Origin of the sequence: Bordetella sputigena (assembly GCF_965137885.1) — a bacterium.
In the GTDB taxonomy this organism is placed as follows: Bacteria; Pseudomonadota; Gammaproteobacteria; order Burkholderiales; family Burkholderiaceae_B; genus Bordetella_C; species Bordetella_C sputigena.
Map to the genome: position 1 here is coordinate 1 of NZ_CBCSCA010000002.1, position 22,196 is coordinate 22,196.

Genomic DNA, 22,196 nt, shown 5'->3' on the forward strand with positions numbered 1-22,196 from the left:
CGATGGCGCCGCCNCCACCGCCGCCGGGAACGGGCGGCGCCATGCCGTTGGCCGGTGGATCCTGCACGTTCGGGTTGTCGTTGTTGTTATTGTTGTTGTCCTCCACCGTGTACGGATGCGTGACCGTATTGAAATACCGCCCGTCCACATACTCATCGACCGTGAATGCGCGCGCGCCCTCTTCCAGCACCATCACCTGGCAGCGCCACGTGCCATTCGCCGACACCGTGACCGGCCCGCTGGTGCATAGCGCCGCGTCCTTCACCAGCGCCGCCGGCGGCAGCGTCGGCGATGATCCCTTGTCGCTGATCTTCAGCGTCGCTCCGGGCTGGCCCGTGCCCGTCGCGACCAACAAGCCCTTCTCCTCGGTCGCGCCGCTTTGCGGCGTAGTCACATCCGCCAATGCGGCGATCTTGAATTCGCGCGTCAGCGACTGATACACCTTCGTGGCGTCGTTCGGATCACGCAGCTCCGCGAGCAACCAGTAGGTCGCCTGCGCCTTATTGCCAAAATCAGGACATTTCCACGAACCATCGTCCGCAACATTCGTGTCGCAGGTGTATCCGCCCTCGATCTTCCGCTTGTCTTTATCGACCTGGTCGACATGGGCCTTGAGCCTTGGACTACCGGTGCCCGATACATTGACATCCTCGTCCGGCTTATAGGCGCCGTCGCTTGCGGCGCGCGGCGCGCTAATGGAAAACTCCGTACCGGGTTGTAGATATACGAATACCTGGTCGGAATCGATCGGCAGCCCATTGGTAAACTGCCGCACGCGCAGAGGCGTGGAACTCCTGATGTTCAGCATTGCGGCATAGTTCGCCGGGTCCTTAATGTGAGCGAGTGCTGCAAGGCGCGCGGACACCTCCACAGCGGAATCGGCCCCCGAATCGCCGTCGAGCTTCACCGGAGACCACGCGGCCACTATGCTGTTGTCCTGCGGCGTGATTATTTTTACCGGCGTAATGTCCCGGCTGTCGGCAAGATAATCGGTCTGCTCCGTCCGGGACACAATCTGGCCCGCTCCTGTAGCCAAGCGTTGGCGTGCCGTCAACCAGTATGCATCTCCATCAGACCCGATCTGGAACGGGCAAGTCCACATCCACATATCGGTTGGCGCAGTATCTCTACATGCCCACGCGGAACTACCGCTGCTCTTCTTCGTGCTGATGATATTGAGCGAAGACGTGGCGGCGCCGGTTCCTCGAACGGTAAAGTCTCGCACCACGAGATGCCGGCCCTCGGTTGCATAATTGCCAGAAGTGGCGGTCGGCGCGGAGAACTGCACAACACCCGAATCACCGTAGAACAGGTGCACCAGGTCCACCGCCAGATAAGGCGGACCTTCTATCGAAGCCTGAATATATGTCCCTTCAGCCGGACTTCCAGGCCGCGGCATCGAAGGCGCGACTATCCAGCACTCCCAATGGCCCATAGCGTCGGCCTGTACCACACCGCCGGGCCCCAGGCACCACAGGTCGTCCATCCAGACGTGCAATGTCGCGCCAGGCGGGCCCATGCCTCGCACATCCAGGTAGGCAGGCTGCCCGACAGCGATATATCGTCCCGGGGCAGGCTCGGTAATGAAAACGCTCGAAGCTTTTCTCTGCACCCAGTACGGATTCACCAATGACGCCTCGACCGAGGCGATCTGGGCATTTGTTAGATCTGGCCGCACCCCCGTAGAAGATATCAGCGCGAGACTGTAAAGATCGTGGTAGACGATGGGCCCACCGGACCCGCCGGCCACGATTCCCGATGTGGCCGGTCCCTCCATGCCGATACCGTCGCCGCTCAATGCGTCAAAGATCTTTCCCAAGAACGTTATAGTCATTTTCCCTCGGGTCAGAAAATAAGGCACTCTGTCCGGCAAAGAAAAGCCGTATCCGTACACCTGAACGCTTCCCACCTCAAGCGGCCGCTCAAGGGGCAATTCACCGCGCGCCAACGGCCATATATTGCTTAGGTTGGTTAGGTCATCTTTGGGTTCGCTTATCAATAACAGCACATCGCTCCCATAGCCATCCTGCTGGGGCTGCCGGCATATCGAAGAAACCAATGTGTTGTGCCGACGCCTATCCGTCCGATAGTCGATACGAATATTCCTTATCTTCGGGTTCGACTGGGCATCCACGCAGGCATCTTGGGACGCCGGAATCTGGATGTCCGATGGCAAACAGTGATACGCCGTAAGAACATAGTCACGCGTCTTGGACGAATCGTGGCTGTCAGCGGCCTGCCATGCAACGAAGCCGGTACATGAAAATATCCAGCTTCCGGTAGACTGGGGATCGGCTACTTCGATGCCGACTATGCCCGCGCCCTTCTCTTCTGGTACAAGCGGCTCGCGTAATGGAGGAGGACCGAAGCGTGCAGGCCATCGCTCGCCGGACATGATGTGGCCGGGGCTCGGGATACTGCCGGGCGCGGCCGTGGATGCGACGACCGATCCCGCCACCATGATCAGCGCCATGGCCAGACACGCGCGCGCAACCAGGCGCCTTTGGCACCATGCCCCAGTCCAGCGACAACACATGCGTGTGCGCAATCCGACTCCCTACGATATGCAAACGAAATGCGAGGCGCTGCGATGACCTTGCATTGTTTCGGCAACAAGTACCTGGGGTATGCATCCGCTGCGCTGTATGTACCAACATATCGGAACGGGCCGATCACCGGTTTTAGTTGGCGGAAAAATGTTTTGATTTACGTTGCATCCCACTGACTGAAGCATCGACCCTAGGGGTTGCGCGTGCGGTGCTACGCATCCCGGCTCGCGAAGACATTCCGACGGCACACAGAAAACTGACCTTGCCCCCGCCACTAAAGATTCATTAAAATATTCATTAACATTGATTTAGCCAGATAAATCACATTATTATGACTTTTAAATTGGCCACCACAGGAGAGATTCTGCACGCTTTAGGCCTTCGCCTGCGCGCGCAGCGGCTGGCTCAAAGCCTGTCCCAGCGGGAGCTGGCCGAAATGGCGGGATTGTCCTTGGGGGCGCTGCGCAAGCTGGAAGACAGCGGCCTGTCCTCCATGGAAACCATGGTGCGCACGGTGCAGGCATTGGGACTTGCGGGCGATCTGGAAGAGCTGTTCACGCTCAAGCGGCAGTCCATCGCCCAGATGGAACAAGCCGAACTCGCCAGCCAACGGCAACGCGCGCCGCGCCGCGGACGCCCATGAAGCGACTGACTATTCACTACTGCGGTTGGGGCGAGGAATGGCCTCTGGGACGGCTGGCCGACGATGGGACCACGCTGCTGTTCGAGTATTCCTCCGAAGCATTGGCGCAGGGCCTCGAATTGTCGCCCTTGCATCTGAAGTTGCGCGCGCCAGCCTACGGCGGCTTCCCACCGTACCTGCATCGCTTGCCTGGCCTGATCGCCGACAGTCTTCCCGATGGGTGGGGTCTGCTGCTGATGGACAGGCTGTTTCGGCAGCGGGGGATGCGTCATCCGGGACCGCTGGACCGCCTCGCCTTCATTGGCGACCGCGCCATGGGGGCCCTGCGTTTCGCTCCTGCGGAGGAACCCGAGGCGCACGCACCGGACTGGAATCTGCTTGCCCTGGCCCAGGAAAGCCAGCGTGCATTGAGCGGAGAAGCCGGCGTTGCCTTGCGCGAACTGGTGCTGACAGGGGGTTCACCACAAGGCGCGCGCCCCAAGGCATTGGTTCAGTACGATGCCGCGACTGGGCACATAAGCACGCGTGGGGATGCCCCGGGCGAACCCTGGCTCGTGAAGTTTCCCGCCCAGGACGAACACAAGGAAGTCTGCGCCATAGAACAGTTGTATGCGGAATTGGCTAAAGCATGCGGCCTGGATGTTCCGGACAGCGCCTGGTTCGACTTGTCGCCCAAACTGGCGGCATTCGGCACGGCCCGCTTCGATCGCCTACAGGCGCTGCGTGTGCCCGTGCACAGCCTGGCCGGCCTGCTGCAAGTCGATTTCCGTCTTCCCGGCAGCGCGGATTACACCGCTTTCCTGCGAGCCACCCGGTTGCTGACCCATGATGAACGCGAAGTTCGCCAGGCGTATGCGCGAGCAGTCTTCAATGTGGTTTTCCACAATCGTGACGATCACCCCAAGAATTTTGCGTGGCGGCTCGGCAAAAACCGGCGGTGGCGCGTGGCGCCGGCTTTTGATTTGACTTTCAGTGTAGGGCCGATGGGCCAGCACCATATGGACATTTGCGGCGAAGGCGATGCCATCGAGCGCGGCCATCTGCTGCGTCTGGCCGCGGATGGTGGCTTACCGCTGAAAGCGGCCGGAGCCATCATCGACCAAACATTGGAACAGGCTGGGACGTTCGAGCGTCGGGCAGCGGATTTTCCCATCCGCCGATTGACGGTGCGGCAAATGAAGGTGGCGATCGAATCCTGCCGTCGGCGTCTCGCGGCGGAATGATTACCGGGTTCGATTGGCGTGATGTATTTCAGTCCGGCAAGCGTCAGTTAAAGGTCACCACGCCATAGACAGTGATGGTGTGCTCGTTGATCTTCTGCCCGCCGTAATACTCCGTGGCCATCACCGTGCCCGGGTCGCTCTTGCAGGCGCTGTGGTTGCGCGTGCAGTGCTGCGCATCGTTGATCGGCGGCGGCGGCGTAAAGATCGCGCCGGTGTTCCAGTTCCCGCCCTCGTCCACGTCCACCGTCACCGGACCGCCCTGCCGGCCCTTCTGCGACACCGTGACCTGGCCGCCCGCCGCGGCCGTACCCATCACCGGGTACAGCCGCCCGCCGTTGGTGCGCAACTCCGCGCCGTCCTGCGGGAAGGTAATCAAGGCCGCCGGCGCCGGTCCGGCCACCAGCGTGAAGTTCCTCGGCGGCGTCTGGCCCGTCTGCTCGCTGCCCGCGTATTGCGTCGCCACCGCCGCGCGCGCGCCCGGCGGGTTCGGATCTTCATTGGCGGTGTAAATCAACGACCATGTCCCGTCGCCCAACACCGGCGCCGAGCGCGGCGAGATCCCCGCGATCTCCACCTTCACCGTGTCCCCCGCCGTGCCCGTGCCGCTGATCGTGTATGGCAGATACACGTTCTCGCCTTCCAGCGGCGCATCGATCGCCACGCTCACCGTGCCACCCACGTGGTACGGCACCGGCGTGGAGCTGCCCAGGCTCTGCGTGCCCCCGTACTGCGTGGCCTGGATCGTGAAGTCCCCTCGCGTGGGCGTGCCATCGCCATACACCTGGAACCACACGCCCTGTTCGCTCACCGGGATGTTCGCGTAGGTCGGCAGCCCCGCCCCAAGGCAAAAAAGCCCCTCTTGGGGGCCAGCAAGCCGGGTTACTGGCGCGGCGTGGGGACTTTTTTGTGTCGTGCTCGATCGGCTTCTTAAAGCACGCGTCCAAACCACCATAAGGAAATCAAGCCCGCGCACGTGGCCAGTATCGCCCCCAATGCGGCGAACAAGGCCGTGATCTCGACCATGTCCTGCTTGTCGAAGGCCAGCCGCGCGCTGAGTATGCCGTAGACCTTCTTCAGCCCTTCCGCGTCTTCCGCGCGAAAGTATTCGCCGCCGGTGACATCGGCGACTTTCTTCAATACGGCCTCGTCCAGGCGCACGCGAGAGGACCAGCCGTCGACGGTGATGACCACGCCTTCCGGCGTGCCTATGCCGACCGTGTAGATGCGCACGCCATGCTCGGCCGCGACCTGGGCGGCCTGGATCGCTTCCGGGCCGGTGTTGCTTTCGCCGTCGGACAGCAGCACGATGGCGCCGGAATTGTCGGGCGCGGATCCGGCATTGGGGCCTTCTCGGGGCAGCGCCTGGCCATTGGCGGCCCCATTGGAGGCGCCATTGGACGTCCCATTGGACGCCTGACCCGCCGTACCACGGGCCGCATTGCGCGGCCCCTCCGCCCGCAGCGCGGGCTTGTCCTTGTCTTCCTTCATGCTCTCATTCATGAAACGATCAACATCGATGCCCGCCTTGGGCAGCAGCGTCACTAGCGCGATGATGAGTCCGTTGCCCAGCGCCGTGCCGCGCTGCGGCTGCAGGCGATCCAGCGCGGCGGCGACGTCTTCCTTGCGGCGGCTGGGCGCCTGCGCCACCGACGCCGTACCTGCCACGGCGACGACGCCGATGCTGACGTCCGCCGGCTGCGCCTCGACGAACAGCTTGGCCGCCTGCCGCGCGGCCTGGATGCGGTTGGGCTTGATGTCCTCGGCCCGCATGCTGCCGGAAGCATCCATGGCCAGGATGATGGTCTGCAGCCGCGACGGCAGCATCATCAAGGCCTGCGGCCGCGCCACCGCCAGCAGGAATGACGTCACCGCCAGCAGGATCAGCACGGCGGGAAAATGCCGCCGCCATCCCGCGCCGCCCTGGGCGCGCAGCCCGCTGATCCGCAATGCCGGATAGCGCGCCGCCGCGCGGCGCCGGCGCCTATCGTGCCACACGTAAAGCACAACCAGTAGCGGGACGAGGACCAGCAGCCACAGCATGCGCGGCCACATAAAGCTGATGGTGGGCAGGGCGTTCATGGCGGCTCAGGCCTACGACCGATCGGGCGGGACGGCGCCATCGCCGCCCGGGCGGCGGCGATGCTGGGCGAACTTCAGCAACGCCAGGTCCAGCCGCTCATCCGTGGCCAGCGACAGGCAGGCCACGCCGGCACGCGCGTAAGCGTCGCGCAGCTCGGCTTCGCGCACGGCGGCGGCCTCGATGAAACGCTTGCGGAATGCCGCATCGTGGGTATCCACCAGCAATTGCTCGCCGGTTTCCGCGTCCTGCAGCACGACCAGCCCCAGATCGGGCAAGGCCGATTCCAAGGGATCGACCAGGCGCACGGCAACCACGTCGTGCTGCCGCGCCAGCAATCCCAGCGATGTTTCCCAACCGGGCGCGCTGATGAAGTCGGAGACGACGAACACGGCGGAACGCCGGCTGACCACGCCGCGCGCATGACCGAGCAGATCGGCCAGGCGCGTCTCGCCCCGCGCCGCCGCGGGAGCCGCATGCATGCGGTCGAGCAGATGCAGCAGATGCCGCCTGCCCGCCCTGGCGGGCACGACCGACGGCCGCGCGCCTTGCGCACCGGTATAGAGCATGGCGCCCACGCGGTTGCCGTGGCGTGTCAGCAGACGTGCCATGACCGCGGTGAAATCGCCCAGCAAGGTTCGCTTGCGCACGTCGCCCGAACCGAAATCCACCGACCCGCTCAAGTCCAGCAAGAACCAGGCGGCGATCTCGCGGTCTTCCTGGAACTCGCGCACATAAGGCGTCTGCAGCCGCGCCGTCACATTCCAATCGATGTAGCGCACGTCGTCGCCGGGCTGGTACTCCCGCAGGTCGGCGAAGTCGATGCCGAAGCCGCGAAACAGCGTGCGGTAATCGCCTTGCAGCAAACCATCCAGACGGCGGATCACCGTCCACTCCAGGCGCCGCACCAGCGCGTCCGCGCGCCGCGTGCGAGCGGCGGACGCGGACGCGCCGTCGTCCGGCGCGCCGCCGGATGCGCCATCCCCCGGCGCGTCCGACGCCGCGCCATCGACGCCCTGGGCGCGCCGGCTAGGCTTCCGCCACCCGAACATGGGATTCCAAGGGGCGCTCGGGCGCCGGCATGGCCTGCAGAATACGCACGATCAGTTGATCGGCGGTAACGCCGTCGGATAAGGCTTCGTAGGAAAGCACCAAACGATGGCGCAGGACGTCGGGCACCAGGTCGATCACGTCCTCCGGCAGCGCGTAATCCCGGCCCCGCAGAAAGGCCAGCGCGCGCGCGCCTTCGATCAGCCCTATGCTGGCGCGCGGGCTCGCGCCGAACGACACGTAGCGGTCCATGCCCGCGAGGCCGAAGCGCCCTGGCGTACGCGTGGCGGCAACGACTCTTACCGCGTACTGGATCAAGCCGGGATCCACATACACGCGGCGGCATTCTTCCTGCAGGCGCGCCAGCTGCGCCGGCGTCGCGACGGGGTTCACGCCTATCGACGATCCGGTGAAGCGGTTGACGATGACGACCTCTTCCTCTTCGGTCGGATAGCCGACCAGGACCTTCATCATGAAGCGGTCGATCTGCGCTTCGGGCAAGGGGTAGGTGCCTTCGGTTTCGATCGGGTTTTGCGTGGCCATCACCAGAAAAGGCGCGGGCACCGGGTGCGTCTCGCCCGCGATCGTCACCTGCCTTTCCTGCATGACTTCGAGCAGCGCGCTCTGCACCTTGGCCGGCGCGCGATTGATCTCGTCGGCCAGCAGCAGATTGGCGAACACCGGCCCGAGCACGGTGGAAAACTCGCCGGTCCGCTGGTTGTACATTCGCGTGCCGACCAGGTCCGCCGGCAGCAGGTCGGGCGTGAACTGAATGCGCTTGAAGGAGCCGCGCATGGTGCGGGCCAGGGTATTGACCGTCAGCGTCTTGGCCAGGCCCGGCACGCCTTCCACCAGCAGATGACCGCGCGCCAGGATGGCGACCAGCACCCGCTCCAGGAAGTGGTCCTGGCCGACGACCACGCGCTTCACCTCGTACAGCAGGCGCTCCATCAGATTGGCGCTGTCCGCCGCGCCCATGGGTTGGTCGTTCATATGCCTCCGCGTCTAGAAGGGAGAAATGCCGACGGCGCTGCCCGCGCTTTCTATCGTCGTGGCAAAGCCGATGCCGAGGAAAGTCTTGCTGTTGGTGGGATTGAGGATGGCAGTCACGATGCCCACCACCTCGCCATCCATATTGACCAGCGGTCCGCCGGAGTTGCCGGGGTTGGCGGCCGCGTCGAACTGGATCAGGTGATCGAGATCCTGCTTGCTTTCGGGGGATACGAACTGGCGGTTCAGTCCCGAGACCACGCCGGCCGATACCGACGGGCCGATGCCGAAGGGGAAGCCGACCGCGACGACTTCGTCGCCCGGCGCCAGATTGCGGCTGGAGCCGAGGGTGGCGGCGGGCAGATCATCCGGCAGCGATGCCGCGCGGATGACGGCCAGGTCTTTTTCGGGCTGGGCGCCCACCACCGTGGCGTCCGATTCGTGGCCGTCATAGAACCGGACCTTGAGACGACGGGCGCCGGCGATGACGTGGAAGTTGGTCAGGATGATGCCCTGGTCGGTAATGACCACGCCGGAGCCGATGTTGACCGCCTCCTCCTTGTCTTCCGGGTCGTCCTTGTCGCCTGGCTTGTCGGTGCCTGGCTTGTCGGTGCCTGGCTTGTCGGTGCCTGGCTTGTCGCCTTTCGGAGCCGCGCTCGGCGGGGCGGCATCCGCGCGCCGGCTGTCGGCGCGGCCGGCGTCCGGGTTGCTCGCCGGGCCATTGGCCGGAGCGTTCGCCGGACCGTTCGCAGCCGGGTTGTTGCCGTCCGGTTTGCCGGCCTCGGGCCTCTTCGCGTCCTGCTGGCCCTGCGGCTTCGCGGCATCCGCCGACTTATCGTCCGGCGCCGCGCCGGTTTTCTCGTCGACCTGCGGATAGCCGATGATTTCGACCACGGACGGCCGCACGGCGTCCGCCGCGCGCGCCGTACGCGAAGGCAGGCTTTTGGTTTCCAGGGTGTGCAGGACAGCGGCGTCGATGTCCTTCTGCGTCAACACACGAAGCTTGGGCTGCATCAGCCAGGCTGTGCCCAGGCCGGCCACGAAAACCGCCGCGACCGCCGCCGCTACCCATCCGTATATCGCAACCCTTTTCATCGTTGCCACCGGAATTCCGCCTCGTCGTGGAAGTACAGTACCATCGTCGCATCCATGCGCCAAGGAGAACTGTATGAGGTTTCTCTGGCCCGAATTGCTCTGGCTGCTATTGGTGCTGCCCTTGCTTGCCGCCGCTTACTTCTACGTGCTGGCGCGGCGCAAGAAAGCCGCCGTGATCTACCCCAGCCTTGCCATCGCGCGCACCGCAATGGGGCCTGGCCAGCGGCTTCGAAGACACGTCCCTCCTTTCCTGTTCTGGCTGGCGCTGGGCGCCGCCCTGCTCGCATGCGCGCGTCCCAGCGCGACCGTCACGCTACCCGCCGACACGCTGACGCTGGTGCTGACGATGGACGTATCGCGCAGCATGGAAGCCGCCGACGTGCAACCGACGCGGCTGAGCGCCGCGCAAGACGCCGCGCGCGGTTTCATCAAGGACCTGCCGGCCAGCGTACGCCTGGGCATCGTCGCCTTTGCCGCGGCGGCCACCGTGGTGCAGCCGCCCACCGACAATCGCCAGGACATGCTGGATGCGATCGACCGGTTCGAATTGCAACGCGGCACGGCGACGGGCAGCGGCCTGATCGTGGCGCTGGCCACGTTGTTTCCCGAAGAGCGGATGGAGTTCGATTCCCTGCTGCTGAACGACCCGGCGTCGCGCTTCGGCCCCTACGCGGCGCCCCTGGGCAGCGCGGGCGCGGCGAACGACGCGCTCAAGCGCGAGCAGGAGCGCCCCGCCAGGGAGCCGGGCTCATACCGCAACGGCGCGATCATCCTGCTCAGCGATGGCCGCCGCACGACCGGACCCGATCCCATGGAAATCGCCCGCATGGCGGCCAAGCGCGGCGTACGCATCTACACCGTGGGCTTCGGCACGCAGCAAGGCGCCAGCATCGGCGGCGAAGGCTGGTCATATTTCATGCAGCTGGACGAGACCACGCTGCGTGCCGTGGCGAAACTGACGGGCGGCGAATACTTCCAGGCGGGTTCGGCCGCGGACTTGAGCCAGGTGTACAGCAAGCTGAGCACGCGGTTCTCGCTGGAGCGGCGCGAGACGGAGATCAGCGCCTTGCTGGCAGCGGCGGCGGGCGTGCTACTGGCCATCGCATGCATACTTTCGGTGCTGTGGTTCCGGCGATGATCCGCCGTCGTATCGTGGCCCGGGCTTGAGAGGCGGCCCAGAACGGGATCGAGGGCTAGTCCAGGCGGTAGCGCGCGTCCGGCACCGGCACGGGACGCAGATCGGTATCGCCCACCGCTTCCCGCATGGAGCGTTCGATATGGATGGCCAGGGCGTCCAGCGGCAGGTCGTTGGCATCCTGCCCGAAGGGATCTTCCAGCTCGCCGGCGATGGTGTGCAGCGCCAGGAAAGCGTAGGAGATGAATACCGCGATGATAGGCGTCGCCCAGCCTACGCTTTCCACCAGCCCCAAGGGCAGCAGCACGCAGTAGAAATAGGTGGTCCGGTGCAGCAGGACTTCATAGGGATACGGTACCGGCGTGGTTCTGATGCGCTCGCAGGCGCCGGCCGCCTGGGTCAGCGTGTCGATATGCGCCAGCGCCGCGGCCAGCAGGACGTCGCCGATACGCCGCTCATGATGCCAGGCGACGATCCGCCGCTGCACCAGCGCCAATAAGCCATACGGGCGATAGGCCAGGCCCAGGATTTCGCGGGCCTGCGTCTCGCCGACGAGCGTGCGCAGGACTTCGGCGGGATCCGAGTCGCGCAGTTGGTGCTTGAGAACTTGCACGAAGGCGGTGAGCAGCGCGACGACCTGGCGGGCATCCTGCGTCGCGCCACCGGCGTGCGCCTGGGTATCGGCCGCGGCCGTCGGAACACCGGCAGGCCCGGGCACCGTGACCGCAAAGCGCACCAGATCGCGCGTGGTCGCCGTGAGCGTTCCCCACTGTTTGCGTCCTTCCCAATACCGTTCGTAGCAGGCGTTATTGCGGAAGCTGGCGAAGATGGCCAGCGCCACCCCGATCAGGGAAAACGGCACCGGACTCAGGGCGAACAGGAATGCGTCGCTGCTTCGATATCCCCACAGGGCCGCGAGCGAAAGCACGAAGATGATGGCCAATGGGGCCAGGATGGTGTTCTGCACTGAGTTTTCCCAGGCGAACAACATGCGGAACCAGCCGGTTTTAGGGCGCACGATCATGGGGTCGCATCATACCGCCGGTCGTGCCGGGTGCGAGGGCCGTTTCATATTTCACCCGAATCCTATTTGAAATAATATATCATTACAAAAAGGGTGAAAAAACCGCGCCGAGGCTTCCGTCCCAAAGGGCGCGGCCAGCCGCCTGGAAGCCCTCCAGCGGCCAGGCGAACACCCTCTTCATGTCGAACCGGGGAAAGCAGTTGTCGCAGGTGCACCGTCCTTTCACGTCCCTAGCAAGGCGTCCGACCGTACGCGTCGCCGCCCTGCTATGGCTATGGCTGACGGTGATGTTCGGGCCCGTGGGCGCGACCTTGCATGCCATGTCGCACCTGGCGTTGGCCGCGGAAACGCGCATAGCCTCGCCCGGCATGAAGGGGGATCACGAATTCGATCGCGATGCCGCGCCGGATCGGGACGACGACCGCCATGGCGCGGCGGCGCACTGCCATGTGTGCGATGAATGGCAGTTCCTGGATAAGGTCCTGCCCGGCGCGACATGGGCGCAGGCTGCCCCCGCGGCGGCGGATTCTCCCGGTCCTTTGCCGCTGGCAATGCGCCTGGCCACCGAGACGCCGTGGATCCTGGCGCGAGCGCCGCCGGGGCGCGAACCCCGCTTCGCCGCTTCGCATTGAACGCCGAGGCCTGAGCCGTCGAGCCCGCGGCCCGAGGGCTCGGGCGTCAGGCCCGAGCTCGAACCCGAGCCGTCTCACATATCGCCCTCTCACCTGACCGCCTTGCGGTCCGGCGCGTCCTCTCTTCGTCCACGAAAACATAATGTCCCAACATTCCCACGCCTTTCCGCTCGCCTTGTCGCTAAGCGCCACGCTCGCCATTTGCGCCGCGTCCGCCGCGCGCGCCCAGGACGCCGGCGCTCCGTCGCCGAGCGCCAACCCGAGCGCACCACCGCCCACCGTGACCCTGCCCACGGTCATCACGACCGGCAACCCGCTGGGCAGCGCCGAGATCGCGGCGCCGACCACCGTGCTGGAAGGCACCGGGCTGGATCTGCGGCGCGCCGACACCCTGGGCCAGACGCTGAACGGCCTGCCCGGCATATCCACCACCACCTATGGTCCGATGGTGGGACGTCCCATCATTCGCGGCATGGATGGCGACCGCATCCGCATCATGAACAACGGCCTGGGCTCGGTGGATGCCTCATCGCTGTCCTTCGATCACGCCGTGCCGCTGGATCCGATGAGCGCCAGCCGCATCGAAATCGTCCGCGGTCCGGCGGCGCTGCTCTACGGTGGCAACGCGGTGGGCGGCGTGGTCAACGTCATCGACGACCGCATCCCGACCGAACCGGTGCAGGGCATCCATGGGCAGATGCAAGGCGATTGGGGCGGCGCCAACGACAGCCGTTCGGGCGCGGTCCAGCTGGAAGGCGGCGACGGCAAGTTCGCGATCCGCGCCGACGCCTTCGGCCGCACGACGGACGAGCTGCGCATTCCCGGCTACGCCCGATCGTCCGCCTTGCGCGCGCAGGACAATCCGGACATGGACCAGCCGCGCGGCCACCTGCCCAACAGCGATGGCTCCGTGCATGGCGGCGGCGTGGGAATGGCGTGGACCGGAGACAGCGGCTATGCGGGGATCTCCTATAGCGGCTACGACTCCGACTACGGCTCGGTGGCCGAAGACGCCGTTCGCTTGAAAATGCGCCAGGAACGCTTTGGCGCCACCGGCAAGATCGACGACCTGGATGGCCCGTTCAAAAGCCTGAAGTTCGACTTCGCGTACACCGACTACAAGCATCGGGAAGTGGACGACGGCGTCACCGGGACCGTGTTCAAGAACCATGGCTACGAAGCCCGCGTCGAGGCGCAGCATCGCGATCTGGGTCCGCTGCATGGCGCGCTCGGCCTGCAGGTCAGCCAGACGCGTTTTTCCGCGCTGGGCGACGAAAGCCTGGTGCCGACCACCGCCACCGATTCCTTCGCGCTATTCGACGTCGAGCAGTGGGACGTGACGGACAGGCTGAACCTGAGCCTGGGCGGCCGCGTCGAATACACCCGGCTGTCGCCGTCGGCCGGCGGCATCGAAAAATTCGACGCGGCCTCCAAACGCGACTTCACCGCCGGCAGCCTGGCGCTGGGCGCGGTTTACAAGCTCGACAGCGTCTGGTCGCTGGCGGCCAATGCTTCCTACACCGAACGCGCGCCTACCTTCTATGAGCTTTACGCCAATGGCCCCCATGATGCGACCGGGCAATACCTGATAGGCGACCCCTCGCTATCCAAGGAACGTTCGTTCTCCGGCGACCTGGGGCTGCGGTTCAAGAGCGGCCCGCACCATGGCAGCGTCGGCGTGTTCTACAGCCACTTCCGCAACTACATTACAGAAGTGAATACGGGGCTGTTCGCCGACGATGAAGGCGAAATCGTCCCGCGCGGCACGGACGATGCGCTGTCGCAGGCCGTCTATCGCGGCGTGCCGGCGGACTTCTACGGCTTCGAGGCGGAAAGCACCTTCCGCGTGCTGGATCATGGCGCGCACACGCTGGATCTGCTGCTGTCCGGCGACTACACCAATGCCCGCAACAGCGACACCGGCGAGCCGCTGCCCCGCATCCCGCCGCTGCGCCTGGGCTTCGGCCTGGACTACAGCCATGGCGCCTGGGGCGCCGGCGTCTCGTTCACCAAGGCTTTTGCCCAGCATCGCCATCCGGACAATGACGACAGTACCGACGGCTACTACAAGCTGGACGCGGACCTGACTTATTCGTTCAAGGTCGACAAGACGCAATGGCAGGCCTACCTGCGCGGCACCAACCTGACGAACCAGGAAATCCGCTATGCGACGTCGGTGCTGCGGGACGTCGCGCCGGAAGGCGGACGCGCGGTGATGGTGGGGCTGCGCGCCAGTTTCTGAGGATTTGTCATGCGCCGGGGCCGGTTGCCTACGCACATCGCCCCGGCGGCTGTTACGGCCCGATTTCACCCTCCCACAGGGATGTCACTAATTGCCGCCAGGATGCGCGAGATAGCAAGATCTTCCCCGCAGATGTAAGAAATATTTCCGTTATATAATCCGATTCGCGAACTATTTCCGCATCCGCCGGCTTGAACGCAGTTGAAGCCACGCCATTCCACTCCGATTTCCTGTAGTGATCCATGACGCCGCCGACGAGACGCTCTACCTTTTCCCGCGCTTTTCTTCCCGCTGCCCTACTGACCATCGCCCTCTCCAGCCTGCCCGGCACCGCCGGCGCGATGATTTCGTCAGACGCCCTGGCTACACTGAAGGGCCTTTCCCCCACCGATCTTCCTACCGTCCCCTCGCTGCGCGACCGCGTGGTTGCCGCCGGGCTGGACGCACTGGGCACCCGCTACCGCTACGGCGGCGACGATCCGGACACCGGTTTCGATTGCAGCGGCCTGGTCAGCTTCATCTATAAGGAAGTGGCCGGCATGGATCTGCCGCGCCGCGCGCGCGACCAGCGCGCCGAAGGCCGCGCGGTGAAGACCGCCCAGTTGCAGCCCGGCGACCTGGTGTTCTTTGGCATCCGCCGCCAGAACCAGACGTCGCACGTCGGCATCTATATCGGCAACAACGAATTCGTGCACGCGCCAACGCGTGGCGAAAAAGTCCGTATCGATACGCTGGACAGCGCCTACTGGTCCAAGCGCTTCAATGGCGCGCGCCGCTATATCACCCCTGGCAATGCCGGCGGTGTGACCGTGGCATCGAACTCCCGATAGCGCCGCGCCGGACGCGCCGCCGCCGCACAGCCGCGGCGGCGTGCCCGATCGCGCACACGGCCGCCGGCCCGGCTCAGCCCGGTCGTCGTCAGCCTCTGCCCAGGAAAGGCATCTTGGTCGCCATGATGGTCATGAATTGCACGTTGGCATCCAGCGGCAGCGCCGCCATGGCCGCCACGGCGTCGCCCACGTGGGCCACGTCCATGCGCGGCTCCGGCCGCACCGTATGGTCCGGTTGCAGTACCCCCGCGACCATGCGGTCGGTCATGGGCGTCGCCGCGTTGCCGATATCGATCTGCCCGCAGGCGATGTCGTACTGACGGCAATCCAGCGAGATGGATTTGGTCAGGCCGGTCACCGCGTGCTTGGTCGACGTATAGGCAATGGAATACGGCCGCGGCGTGTGCGCCGAGATAGAACCATTGTTGATGATGCGGCCGCCGCGCGGCTGCTGGTCCTTCATGATCCGTATCGCCGCCTGCGCGCACAGGAACATGCCGGTCAGGTTGGTATCGACCACGCTGCGCCAGGTCTCCACCGGCAGTTCCTCGATGGGGACAGCGGGTGCGCCGCGGCCGGCATTGTTGAACAGCACGTCCAGGCGGCCATGGGCCGACCTGGTCTGATCAAACAGATTGCGCACCGAGTCTTCGCTGCAGACGTCCGTCGGCACCGCCAGGGCGCGCTCCGCGTCGGCGCCGGCCGCCGCGCGGGTTTCTTCCAGCGGTTCCGCGCGCCGTCCGGCCAGGACTACCCGATAGCCTTCGGCCAGCAACTGCAGCGCAACGGCCCTGCCTATGCCGCTACCCGCGCCCGTGACCACCGCAACCTTGCCCTCGCCGCGCCTGCCGTTCGGATTCATCCTAGTCTCCTGTAGGAAAATACCGCGCATCCTACTCCATGGCGCCGCACTGCGACGATTTGTTATCCTTTACGTCCCGTCCGCAGACCGCCTGCCCCGGGCCCGCCACCAGCGCCAGCCGCGCCGGCCGGCCCAGGCGGCGCGCCCGAGCCACCGAACCGTCGACTGAAATGCCCGCCTCCGCCGGAAATCCTGCCTCGCCTGGAAACGTTTTTATGGTCGTCGCGCCCAGCGGCGCCGGCAAATCCAGCCTGGTACGCGAATTGTTGCAACGTGACCCGGCGATCCGCCTGTCGGTTTCGTGCACGACCCGCCCGCCGCGGCCGGGAGAGCAGGACGGCCGCGAGTACCGCTTCGTCAGCGTCGCGGAATTCGACCGCATGCGCGAAGACAACGCCCTGCTGGAATGGGCGGAGGTCCATGGGAACTTCTACGGAACGCCGGTGGATGGCATTGCGCGGAGCACCCGCGACGGCCATGACGTGCTGCTGGAGATCGATTGGCAGGGAGCGCGCCAGGTGCGGCAGCGGTTTCCGGGCGCCATCGGCATTTTCATATTGCCGCCGTCCATCGACGAACTGGAAAGCCGCCTGAAGGCGCGCGGCCAGGATTCGGATTCGGTGATCGCGCGCCGGCTGCTGGCCGCCGGGGGCGAAATCGCCCATGCGCCTGAGTGCGAATATGTTATTATTAATCAAGAATTTAGCGTCGCATTGCAAGAACTAACGCAGATTGTCAATGCGGCCAGGTTGCGCTTCTCCTCTCAAGCCGTCCGCCACGCTCAGCTTTTTTCCCAACTGGGTATCTCGGCGCCCCACTGAGTCCAGGGCGCAGCCTTCGGTATTTCATCAATTTGTCGTATTTCAGGTGACCCACTATGGCTCGCATTACCGTTGAAGATTGTCTGACCAACATTCCGAATCGTTTCACGCTGACCCTGGCTGCCACCTACCGCGCGCGCGAACTGGCTCAAGGCCACGCTCCCCGCCTGGATAGCAAAAACAAGCCGACGGTGACCGCGCTCCGCGAAATCGCCAGGGGGATGACCGGCGCTGAAATGCTGCGGAAAGTGCCGACCTGATCGCGGCCGGGAGGTGGCGCATGGCCTTCCCCGCACTGAAATACGCCTCTACCGGTCTGCTGGCCGCGCTGCGCGCGGGCTCGCGCCTGGGCCGGCGGCCCGGCCGCAAATCCGGTAAAACCGCGCCCTCTCCCATCGCGGCGGCAATTCAGCAGGCCGCGGAAACCCCGGCGTCCCCGCCTGTCGCATCGCTGGCGCCGCTGACTGAAATCATCGGCACGTACCTGGAACCCAAGGACGTGGAACGGGTACGCGAAGCCTATCGCTTCGCCGACCAGGCGCACCTGGGCCAGTTCCGCGCCAGCGGCGCGCCGTACATTTCCCACCCCATCGCCGTCACCGAAATCTGCGCGGGCTGGAAGCTGGACGCCAATGCGCTGTCCGCGGCCCTGCTGCACGACGTCATGGAAGACCAGGGCGTCACCAAGCACGAGCTGGCCGAACGCTTCAGTCCCGAAGTCGCCGAACTGGTGGACGGCCTGTCCAAGCTGGACCGGCTGGATTTCGCCACCAAGGCCGAACAGCAGGCGGAAAGCTTCCGCAAGATGCTGCTGGCCATGGCGCGCGACGTCCGCGTCATCCTGATCAAGCTGGCCGACCGGGTGCACAACATGCGCACCCTGGACGCCGTGGCGCCGGAAAAGCGGCGCCGCATCGCCCGCGAAACGCTGGACATCTACGCGCCGATCGCCCACCGCCTGGGCCTGAATCTGCTGTTTCGCGAACTGCAGGATCTGTGCTTCGCGGCGATGTATCCCAATCGCTACCAGGTGCTGTACAAGGCCGTTCTGGCCGCGCGCGGCAACCGCCGGGAAGTGATCAGCAAAATCGAGGACGCCGTGCGCGCCGCCCTGCCCGCCGCCGGCATCGAGGCGGAAGTCAGCGGCCGCGAAAAAACCCTGTACGGCATCTACCGGAAAATGGTGGACCAGAAAAAGACTTTCTCGGAAGTCCTGGACATCTACGGGTTTCGCGTGATCGTGCACACCCTGCCCGAATGCTATCTGGCCTTGGGCACGCTGCATCAGCTGTATCGACCGGTGCCGGGCAAGTTCAAGGACTACATCGCCATTCCCAAGGTGAACGGCTACCAGTCGCTGCACACGACGCTGGTCGGCCCCTACGGCACGCCGGTGGAGTTCCAGTTCCGCACCCGCGACATGCACCACGTGGCGGAAGAAGGCGTGGCCTCGCATTGGCTGTACAAGAGCGCCGATGTGTCGCTGAACGACTTGCAGAAGCGCACGCACCAGTGGCTGCAATCGCTGCTGGACATTCAAAGCCAGACCGGCGACTCCAGCGAATTCCTGGAACACGTCAAGGTGGACCTGTTCCCGGATGCCGTCTATGTGTTCACGCCGCATGGCAAGATCATTTCGCTGCCGCGCGGCGCGACGCCCGTGGACTTCGCCTACGCCATCCATACCGACATCGGCAACCAGGCGGTGGCGGCCAAGGTCAACAACGAGTTCATTCCCCTGCGCACGGAGCTCTCCAGCGGCGATACGGTGGAAATCATTACGTCACCGGCGTCGCGGCCCAATGCGCAGTGGCTGAATTACGTACGCACCGGACGCGCGCGGTCCGAAATCCGCCATTACCTGCGTACGGTCAAGTATGCCGAGTCGGTGGCCTTTGGCGAACGGCTGCTGACGCAGGCGCTGCAGGAGCTGCATCTATCGTTGCCGCCGGCCGACGATCCCGAATGGGAAAAGCTGGCGCGCAGCACCGGCGCCAGTTCGCGCGACGAAATCCTGGCCGATATCGGCCTGGGCAAGCGGCTGGCGGCCGTGGTGGCACGGCGCTTCGCGCCGGAACATGAATTGATCGCCACCACCGCGGCCGCGGTGGACGAGATCACCGCCGCACGCAGCGCCCCCATCCTGATCCAGGGCAACGAAGGCCAGGCCGTGCAACTGGCGCCATGCTGCGGCCCCCTGCCCGGTGACCCCATCATCGCCGGCATGCGGCTGGGACATGGGCTGGTCGTACACACCGCCGATTGCCCCGTCGCGGCACGCCAACGGGCGCGCGAACCGGAACGCTGGATCAATGTCGCGTGGGATACGCAGACCGCCAAGCATTTGTCCACCCGCCTGGACATCGTTACCCGCAACGAACGCGGCGTGCTGGGCAGGCTGGCCGCGGAGATCACGGCCACGGATGCCAACATCGTGCATGTGACCATGCACGACGACGCCGTGGCCACGGTGTCGCTGCACGTGACCGTGCAGGTGGATAGCCGCAAGCACCTGGCGCAGGTGATACGGGCCATACGACACGTGCCGCAGGTACAAAAAATCGTCCGGGTAAAGGGCTGACGCCACGCCGTGGAATGGGCTGCCGGCCCGGCCACATCATCGGACCACGTACGCGGGCCTGACGAACTGCTCCAACGAAGGATGGCGCCTGAGATCGCTGGCGCGCAGCGAGCGGCAGAAAAAGCAATGTATCCGGGAATACCGGTGCCCCTTGGCAACCAGGTGGGTGATCAGCTCGGATAGCAATATATGCTCGTACGGGCCGTCGTCGTCCAGCTGTTCTATGGTCACAAGGTCATAGCCTGACAGACACTCGATGATGTGGTTATAGGTTTCGCCCTTTCCTTTCCCGGGCCGCACCTGGATCTTGCTCAGCTCGTAATCCAGGTAGGCCTGGCCGGCCGACCTGATTTCATAGGGATGGGAGGCGACGTTCTCCCTTATGAAGGCCTGGTCGACCAGATGGGTGTTGATGGCCGCGTAATCGGGCCCATAAAAATGCAGGGCCATGCGGGACGGAACGATATGCCTGCGGTTATCGCCCACGACGTGACTGCCGTGCGAGGAAATCACCAGCTCCGAGTTTTTCCGGCCCTGCCAAAGCACATAGCGGCCGTAATGCGTGCTGGACACATATTTCTTCTCTTCGCGCGCGGGCGCCGGCGCAGCGGGAAAATGGGTGCTGGCCGCGGGCCGGCGCGCGATGGGCGCGAGCGGCGCGATCGGACGGGGCCGGGGCGCGATGGAAGGCGCGGGCGGCTGCGGATACCGTTGGGGGCGTGGCGCGGCGGATGAGGGGAAAGCGCTGGTCAGGCGCGGCTTGAAGACAAAATTCCCGGGCATTTCGAAAGCGATCCGTATAAGCAATGGAAGCGCTTATATTGCTGGGCCTTCACATTCTTCAAAATGCGAAGATTCTGGGATATGCCTTCGATACGCCGGCGGCCGGGGATCTCCGCCGAAGAGGCCCCACGCTCGCCGGGTAAAGCAGCTTGCCGCCCCCGGCCTGCCCGAGACGGCGGATCGTGTGCGCCGGCGTCAGGCGACGTGCTGAAGAAAATCCTTCAGGCGCTGGCTGGGCGGATCGGACAACAGCGTTTCCGGCGATCCGTCATGGGCCACCTTGCCACCATCGATGAACAGCAGGCGGCTGCCGACGCGGCGGGCAAACTCCATTTCGTGGGTGACGACCACCATGGTCATGCCCTCTTCCGCCAGGTCGCGCATCACCTTCAGGACCTCGTGCCGCAGCTCCGGATCCAGCGCCGAGGTCGGCTCGTCGAACAGCATCAGCTTGGGCTTGATCGCCAGCGCCCGCGCGATGGCCACGCGCTGCTGCTGGCCGCCGGAAAGCTCGGACGGATAATGGCCCATGCGCTGGTCCAAGCCTACCTTGGCCAGCAGCGCCTCGGCTTCCATCCGCGCCTGCGCGCGCGCGGTGCCGCGCGTATGGACCGGGCCGAACATGACGTTTTCCAGCGCGGTCATCTGCGGGAACAGATTGAATTGCTGGAAGACCATGCCCGCCTCGCGGCGGATCTCCCGTATCTGGGCGGCGTCGCCCTTGACGCTGAGGCCGTCGACCAACAGGTCGCCGTCCTCGATCGTTTCCAGCACATTGATACAGCGCAGGAAGGTGGACTTGCCGGAGCCCGAAGGGCCCACCACTACGACGACCTCGCCGGCCTCGATATTCAGCGTAATGCCGTTCAGGACGGTGGACGCGCCGAAGCGCTTGATGACGTTCTTGAATTCAACCATGCTCATAGGATGCGCATCCTCTTTTCGGCGATTCGCAGGCCCACGGCCATCAGGCCGGTGATGATGAGGTAAATCACCGCGACGGCGGACCAGATTTCGACAGCGCGGAAGTTGCTGGCCATGATCTCCTGCCCCTGGCGGGTCAGTTCGGCCACCCCGATCACGATGAACAGCGAAGAGTCCTTCAGGCTGATGATGCACTGGTTGCCCAGCGGCGGAATCATGCGGCGCACCGCCACGGGCCCGATGATGTGGATAAGGATCTTGTGGAACGGCAGCCCCATGGCCTGGCCGGCTTCCCTGAGCCCCTTGGGCACGGACAACAAAGCACCACGGACGATCTCGGCGATATAGGCGCCGGAGTTGATCATCAGCGTGATGATGGCGGCCAGTTCGGCGTCGATGCGCAGGCCGCTGGCGATCAGCGGCAGCGCGAAGTAGATGAACATGACCTGCACCACGATGGGCGTGCCGCGGATCACAGCGACGTACACCAGCGCGATGGTGGCAAAAAAGCGCGGCGCATAGGCGCGGGTGACGCCGGCCAGCGCGCCCAGCAGAAAGCCGCCGATCAGCCCCCAGGCGGTGATCTTGATCGTCATCACCGTTCCGTCGAGCAAATTGGGCAAGGCGGCCCAGATCACGGACCAATCGAAATTCACATGTTTCCCCTGAGATAGGAACCCGCGCCCGGGATCGGCGTAGCGATCGTGGCAGGCGGCGCAGCCGCGGCGGGTGAAT

19 protein-coding genes are annotated in these 22,196 nt (G+C 64.9%); 9 read left to right on the top strand and 10 right to left on the bottom strand.

Annotated features, from left to right (window positions below; genetic code table 11):
- The first annotated feature begins 2,880 nt into the window (after positions 1 to 2,880).
- Both ACNA0R_RS03210 and ACNA0R_RS03215 read left to right on the top strand, forming a co-directional pair.
- The gene (locus tag ACNA0R_RS03210; protein ID WP_415824474.1) at positions 2,881 to 3,192 is read left to right on the top strand and encodes a helix-turn-helix domain-containing protein; all 312 of its coding nucleotides are present in this window, start codon (positions 2,881 to 2,883) and stop codon (positions 3,190 to 3,192) included.
- Positions 3,189 to 4,415, top strand: coding sequence for a type II toxin-antitoxin system HipA family toxin (locus tag ACNA0R_RS03215; RefSeq protein WP_415824475.1), 1,227 nt, complete (start codon positions 3,189 to 3,191; stop codon positions 4,413 to 4,415). Before ACNA0R_RS03210 ends, ACNA0R_RS03215 begins: the two co-directional genes overlap by 4 nt.
- Positions 4,416 to 4,458: 43 nt before the next feature.
- Here the strand turns inward: ACNA0R_RS03215 and ACNA0R_RS03220 are convergent, their stop codons facing one another.
- The 5 genes from ACNA0R_RS03220 to ACNA0R_RS03240 form a co-directional block, all read right to left on the bottom strand.
- Positions 4,459 to 5,223 (bottom strand): hypothetical protein, encoded by a 765-nt coding sequence (locus tag ACNA0R_RS03220; protein WP_415824476.1) that lies wholly within the window; start codon positions 5,221 to 5,223, stop codon positions 4,459 to 4,461.
- Between the two features lie 119 nt (positions 5,224 to 5,342).
- The gene (locus ACNA0R_RS03225) at positions 5,343 to 6,494 is read right to left on the bottom strand and encodes a VWA domain-containing protein (RefSeq protein ID WP_415824477.1); all 1,152 of its coding nucleotides are present in this window, start codon (positions 6,492 to 6,494) and stop codon (positions 5,343 to 5,345) included.
- A 12-nt stretch (positions 6,495 to 6,506) separates the two neighbouring features.
- Positions 6,507 to 7,544 carry a DUF58 domain-containing protein gene (locus ACNA0R_RS03230; protein WP_415824478.1) on the bottom strand — a complete coding sequence of 346 codons (1,038 nt, stop codon included), beginning with the start codon at positions 7,542 to 7,544 and terminating at the stop codon, positions 6,507 to 6,509.
- On the bottom strand, positions 7,522 to 8,535 hold the full coding sequence (locus ACNA0R_RS03235; protein ID WP_415824479.1) for an AAA family ATPase: 1,014 nt from the start codon (positions 8,533 to 8,535) through the stop codon (positions 7,522 to 7,524). The genes ACNA0R_RS03230 and ACNA0R_RS03235 overlap by 23 nt, the downstream gene beginning before the upstream one ends.
- A gap of 12 nt (positions 8,536 to 8,547) precedes the next feature.
- Positions 8,548 to 9,627: a S1C family serine protease gene (locus ACNA0R_RS03240; RefSeq protein WP_415824480.1), complete on the bottom strand. Its 1,080-nt coding sequence runs from the start codon at positions 9,625 to 9,627 to the stop codon at positions 8,548 to 8,550.
- Positions 9,628 to 9,700: 73 nt separating this feature from the next.
- On the opposite strand from ACNA0R_RS03240, the gene ACNA0R_RS03245 reads away from it, so the two are divergent.
- A complete protein-coding gene (locus ACNA0R_RS03245) occupies positions 9,701 to 10,765 on the top strand; it encodes a VWA domain-containing protein (RefSeq protein WP_415824481.1) in 1,065 nt (354 codons plus the stop codon).
- Between the two features lie 55 nt (positions 10,766 to 10,820).
- Here the strand turns inward: ACNA0R_RS03245 and ACNA0R_RS03250 are convergent, their stop codons facing one another.
- Positions 10,821 to 11,786 (bottom strand): bestrophin family protein, encoded by a 966-nt coding sequence (locus tag ACNA0R_RS03250; protein ID WP_415824482.1) that lies wholly within the window; start codon positions 11,784 to 11,786, stop codon positions 10,821 to 10,823.
- 179 nt (positions 11,787 to 11,965) lie between these two features.
- On the opposite strand from ACNA0R_RS03250, the gene ACNA0R_RS03255 reads away from it, so the two are divergent.
- From ACNA0R_RS03255 to ACNA0R_RS03265, 3 genes are all read left to right on the top strand, one after another.
- The gene (locus tag ACNA0R_RS03255) at positions 11,966 to 12,418 is read left to right on the top strand and encodes a hypothetical protein (RefSeq protein ID WP_415824483.1); all 453 of its coding nucleotides are present in this window, start codon (positions 11,966 to 11,968) and stop codon (positions 12,416 to 12,418) included.
- A 142-nt stretch (positions 12,419 to 12,560) separates the two neighbouring features.
- Entirely contained in the window at positions 12,561 to 14,660 is a 2,100-nt protein-coding gene (locus ACNA0R_RS03260; RefSeq protein WP_415824484.1) for a TonB-dependent receptor, read from the top strand.
- A gap of 242 nt (positions 14,661 to 14,902) precedes the next feature.
- The gene (locus ACNA0R_RS03265; protein WP_415824485.1) at positions 14,903 to 15,490 is read left to right on the top strand and encodes a C40 family peptidase; all 588 of its coding nucleotides are present in this window, start codon (positions 14,903 to 14,905) and stop codon (positions 15,488 to 15,490) included.
- Between the two features lie 88 nt (positions 15,491 to 15,578).
- On the opposite strand, the gene ACNA0R_RS03270 is transcribed toward ACNA0R_RS03265, so the two are convergent.
- The gene (locus ACNA0R_RS03270) at positions 15,579 to 16,352 is read right to left on the bottom strand and encodes an SDR family oxidoreductase (RefSeq protein WP_415824486.1); all 774 of its coding nucleotides are present in this window, start codon (positions 16,350 to 16,352) and stop codon (positions 15,579 to 15,581) included.
- A gap of 215 nt (positions 16,353 to 16,567) precedes the next feature.
- Between ACNA0R_RS03270 and gmk the strand changes: the two genes are divergently transcribed.
- The 3 genes from gmk to ACNA0R_RS03285 are packed head-to-tail and all read left to right on the top strand — an operon-like array spanning position 16,568 to position 19,754.
- Positions 16,568 to 17,173 carry a guanylate kinase gene (gmk, locus tag ACNA0R_RS03275; RefSeq protein ID WP_415824487.1) on the top strand — a complete coding sequence of 202 codons (606 nt, stop codon included), beginning with the start codon at positions 16,568 to 16,570 and terminating at the stop codon, positions 17,171 to 17,173.
- Between the two features lie 56 nt (positions 17,174 to 17,229).
- Positions 17,230 to 17,433, top strand: coding sequence for a DNA-directed RNA polymerase subunit omega (gene rpoZ / locus ACNA0R_RS03280; protein ID WP_415824488.1), 204 nt, complete (start codon positions 17,230 to 17,232; stop codon positions 17,431 to 17,433).
- A gap of 20 nt (positions 17,434 to 17,453) precedes the next feature.
- Positions 17,454 to 19,754: a RelA/SpoT family protein gene (locus ACNA0R_RS03285; RefSeq protein ID WP_415824489.1), complete on the top strand. Its 2,301-nt coding sequence runs from the start codon at positions 17,454 to 17,456 to the stop codon at positions 19,752 to 19,754.
- Between the two features lie 36 nt (positions 19,755 to 19,790).
- Here ACNA0R_RS03285 and ACNA0R_RS03290 read toward each other — a convergent pair whose 3' ends face one another.
- The 3 genes from ACNA0R_RS03290 to glnP form a co-directional block, all read right to left on the bottom strand.
- Positions 19,791 to 20,327, bottom strand: a complete 537-nt coding sequence (locus tag ACNA0R_RS03290; RefSeq protein WP_415824490.1) for a putative adhesin — start codon at positions 20,325 to 20,327, stop codon at positions 19,791 to 19,793.
- A gap of 405 nt (positions 20,328 to 20,732) precedes the next feature.
- A complete protein-coding gene (gene glnQ, locus ACNA0R_RS03295; protein WP_415824491.1) occupies positions 20,733 to 21,461 on the bottom strand; it encodes a glutamine ABC transporter ATP-binding protein GlnQ in 729 nt (242 codons plus the stop codon).
- Positions 21,458 to 22,117, bottom strand: a complete 660-nt coding sequence (gene glnP / locus ACNA0R_RS03300; RefSeq protein ID WP_415824492.1) for a glutamine ABC transporter permease GlnP — start codon at positions 22,115 to 22,117, stop codon at positions 21,458 to 21,460. Before glnP ends, glnQ begins: the two co-directional genes overlap by 4 nt.
- Positions 22,118 to 22,196: the final 79 nt, after the last annotated feature.

Excerpts from the sequence above, each read along its gene's own strand:
- glnQ (WP_415824491.1), bottom strand. The coding sequence starts at position 21,461 with ATGAGCATGGTTGAATTCAAGAACGTCATCAAGCGCTTCGGCGCGTCC.
- ACNA0R_RS03210 (WP_415824474.1), top strand. The coding sequence starts at position 2,881 with ATGACTTTTAAATTGGCCACCACAGGAGAGATTCTGCACGCTTTAGGC.
- rpoZ (WP_415824488.1), top strand. The coding sequence starts at position 17,230 with ATGGCTCGCATTACCGTTGAAGATTGTCTGACCAACATTCCGAATCGT.
- ACNA0R_RS03215 (WP_415824475.1), top strand. The coding sequence starts at position 3,189 with ATGAAGCGACTGACTATTCACTACTGCGGTTGGGGCGAGGAATGGCCT.
- ACNA0R_RS03245 (WP_415824481.1), top strand. The coding sequence starts at position 9,701 with ATGAGGTTTCTCTGGCCCGAATTGCTCTGGCTGCTATTGGTGCTGCCC.
- ACNA0R_RS03250 (WP_415824482.1), bottom strand. The coding sequence starts at position 11,786 with ATGATCGTGCGCCCTAAAACCGGCTGGTTCCGCATGTTGTTCGCCTGG.
- ACNA0R_RS03225 (WP_415824477.1), bottom strand. The coding sequence starts at position 6,494 with ATGAACGCCCTGCCCACCATCAGCTTTATGTGGCCGCGCATGCTGTGG.
- ACNA0R_RS03235 (WP_415824479.1), bottom strand. The coding sequence starts at position 8,535 with ATGAACGACCAACCCATGGGCGCGGCGGACAGCGCCAATCTGATGGAG.
- ACNA0R_RS03260 (WP_415824484.1), top strand. The coding sequence starts at position 12,561 with ATGTCCCAACATTCCCACGCCTTTCCGCTCGCCTTGTCGCTAAGCGCC.
- ACNA0R_RS03270 (WP_415824486.1), bottom strand. The coding sequence starts at position 16,352 with ATGAATCCGAACGGCAGGCGCGGCGAGGGCAAGGTTGCGGTGGTCACG.
- ACNA0R_RS03255 (WP_415824483.1), top strand. The coding sequence starts at position 11,966 with ATGTCGAACCGGGGAAAGCAGTTGTCGCAGGTGCACCGTCCTTTCACG.
- ACNA0R_RS03240 (WP_415824480.1), bottom strand. The coding sequence starts at position 9,627 with ATGAAAAGGGTTGCGATATACGGATGGGTAGCGGCGGCGGTCGCGGCG.
- gmk (WP_415824487.1), top strand. The coding sequence starts at position 16,568 with ATGGTCGTCGCGCCCAGCGGCGCCGGCAAATCCAGCCTGGTACGCGAA.
- ACNA0R_RS03230 (WP_415824478.1), bottom strand. The coding sequence starts at position 7,544 with ATGTTCGGGTGGCGGAAGCCTAGCCGGCGCGCCCAGGGCGTCGATGGC.
- ACNA0R_RS03265 (WP_415824485.1), top strand. The coding sequence starts at position 14,903 with ATGACGCCGCCGACGAGACGCTCTACCTTTTCCCGCGCTTTTCTTCCC.
- ACNA0R_RS03285 (WP_415824489.1), top strand. The coding sequence starts at position 17,454 with ATGGCCTTCCCCGCACTGAAATACGCCTCTACCGGTCTGCTGGCCGCG.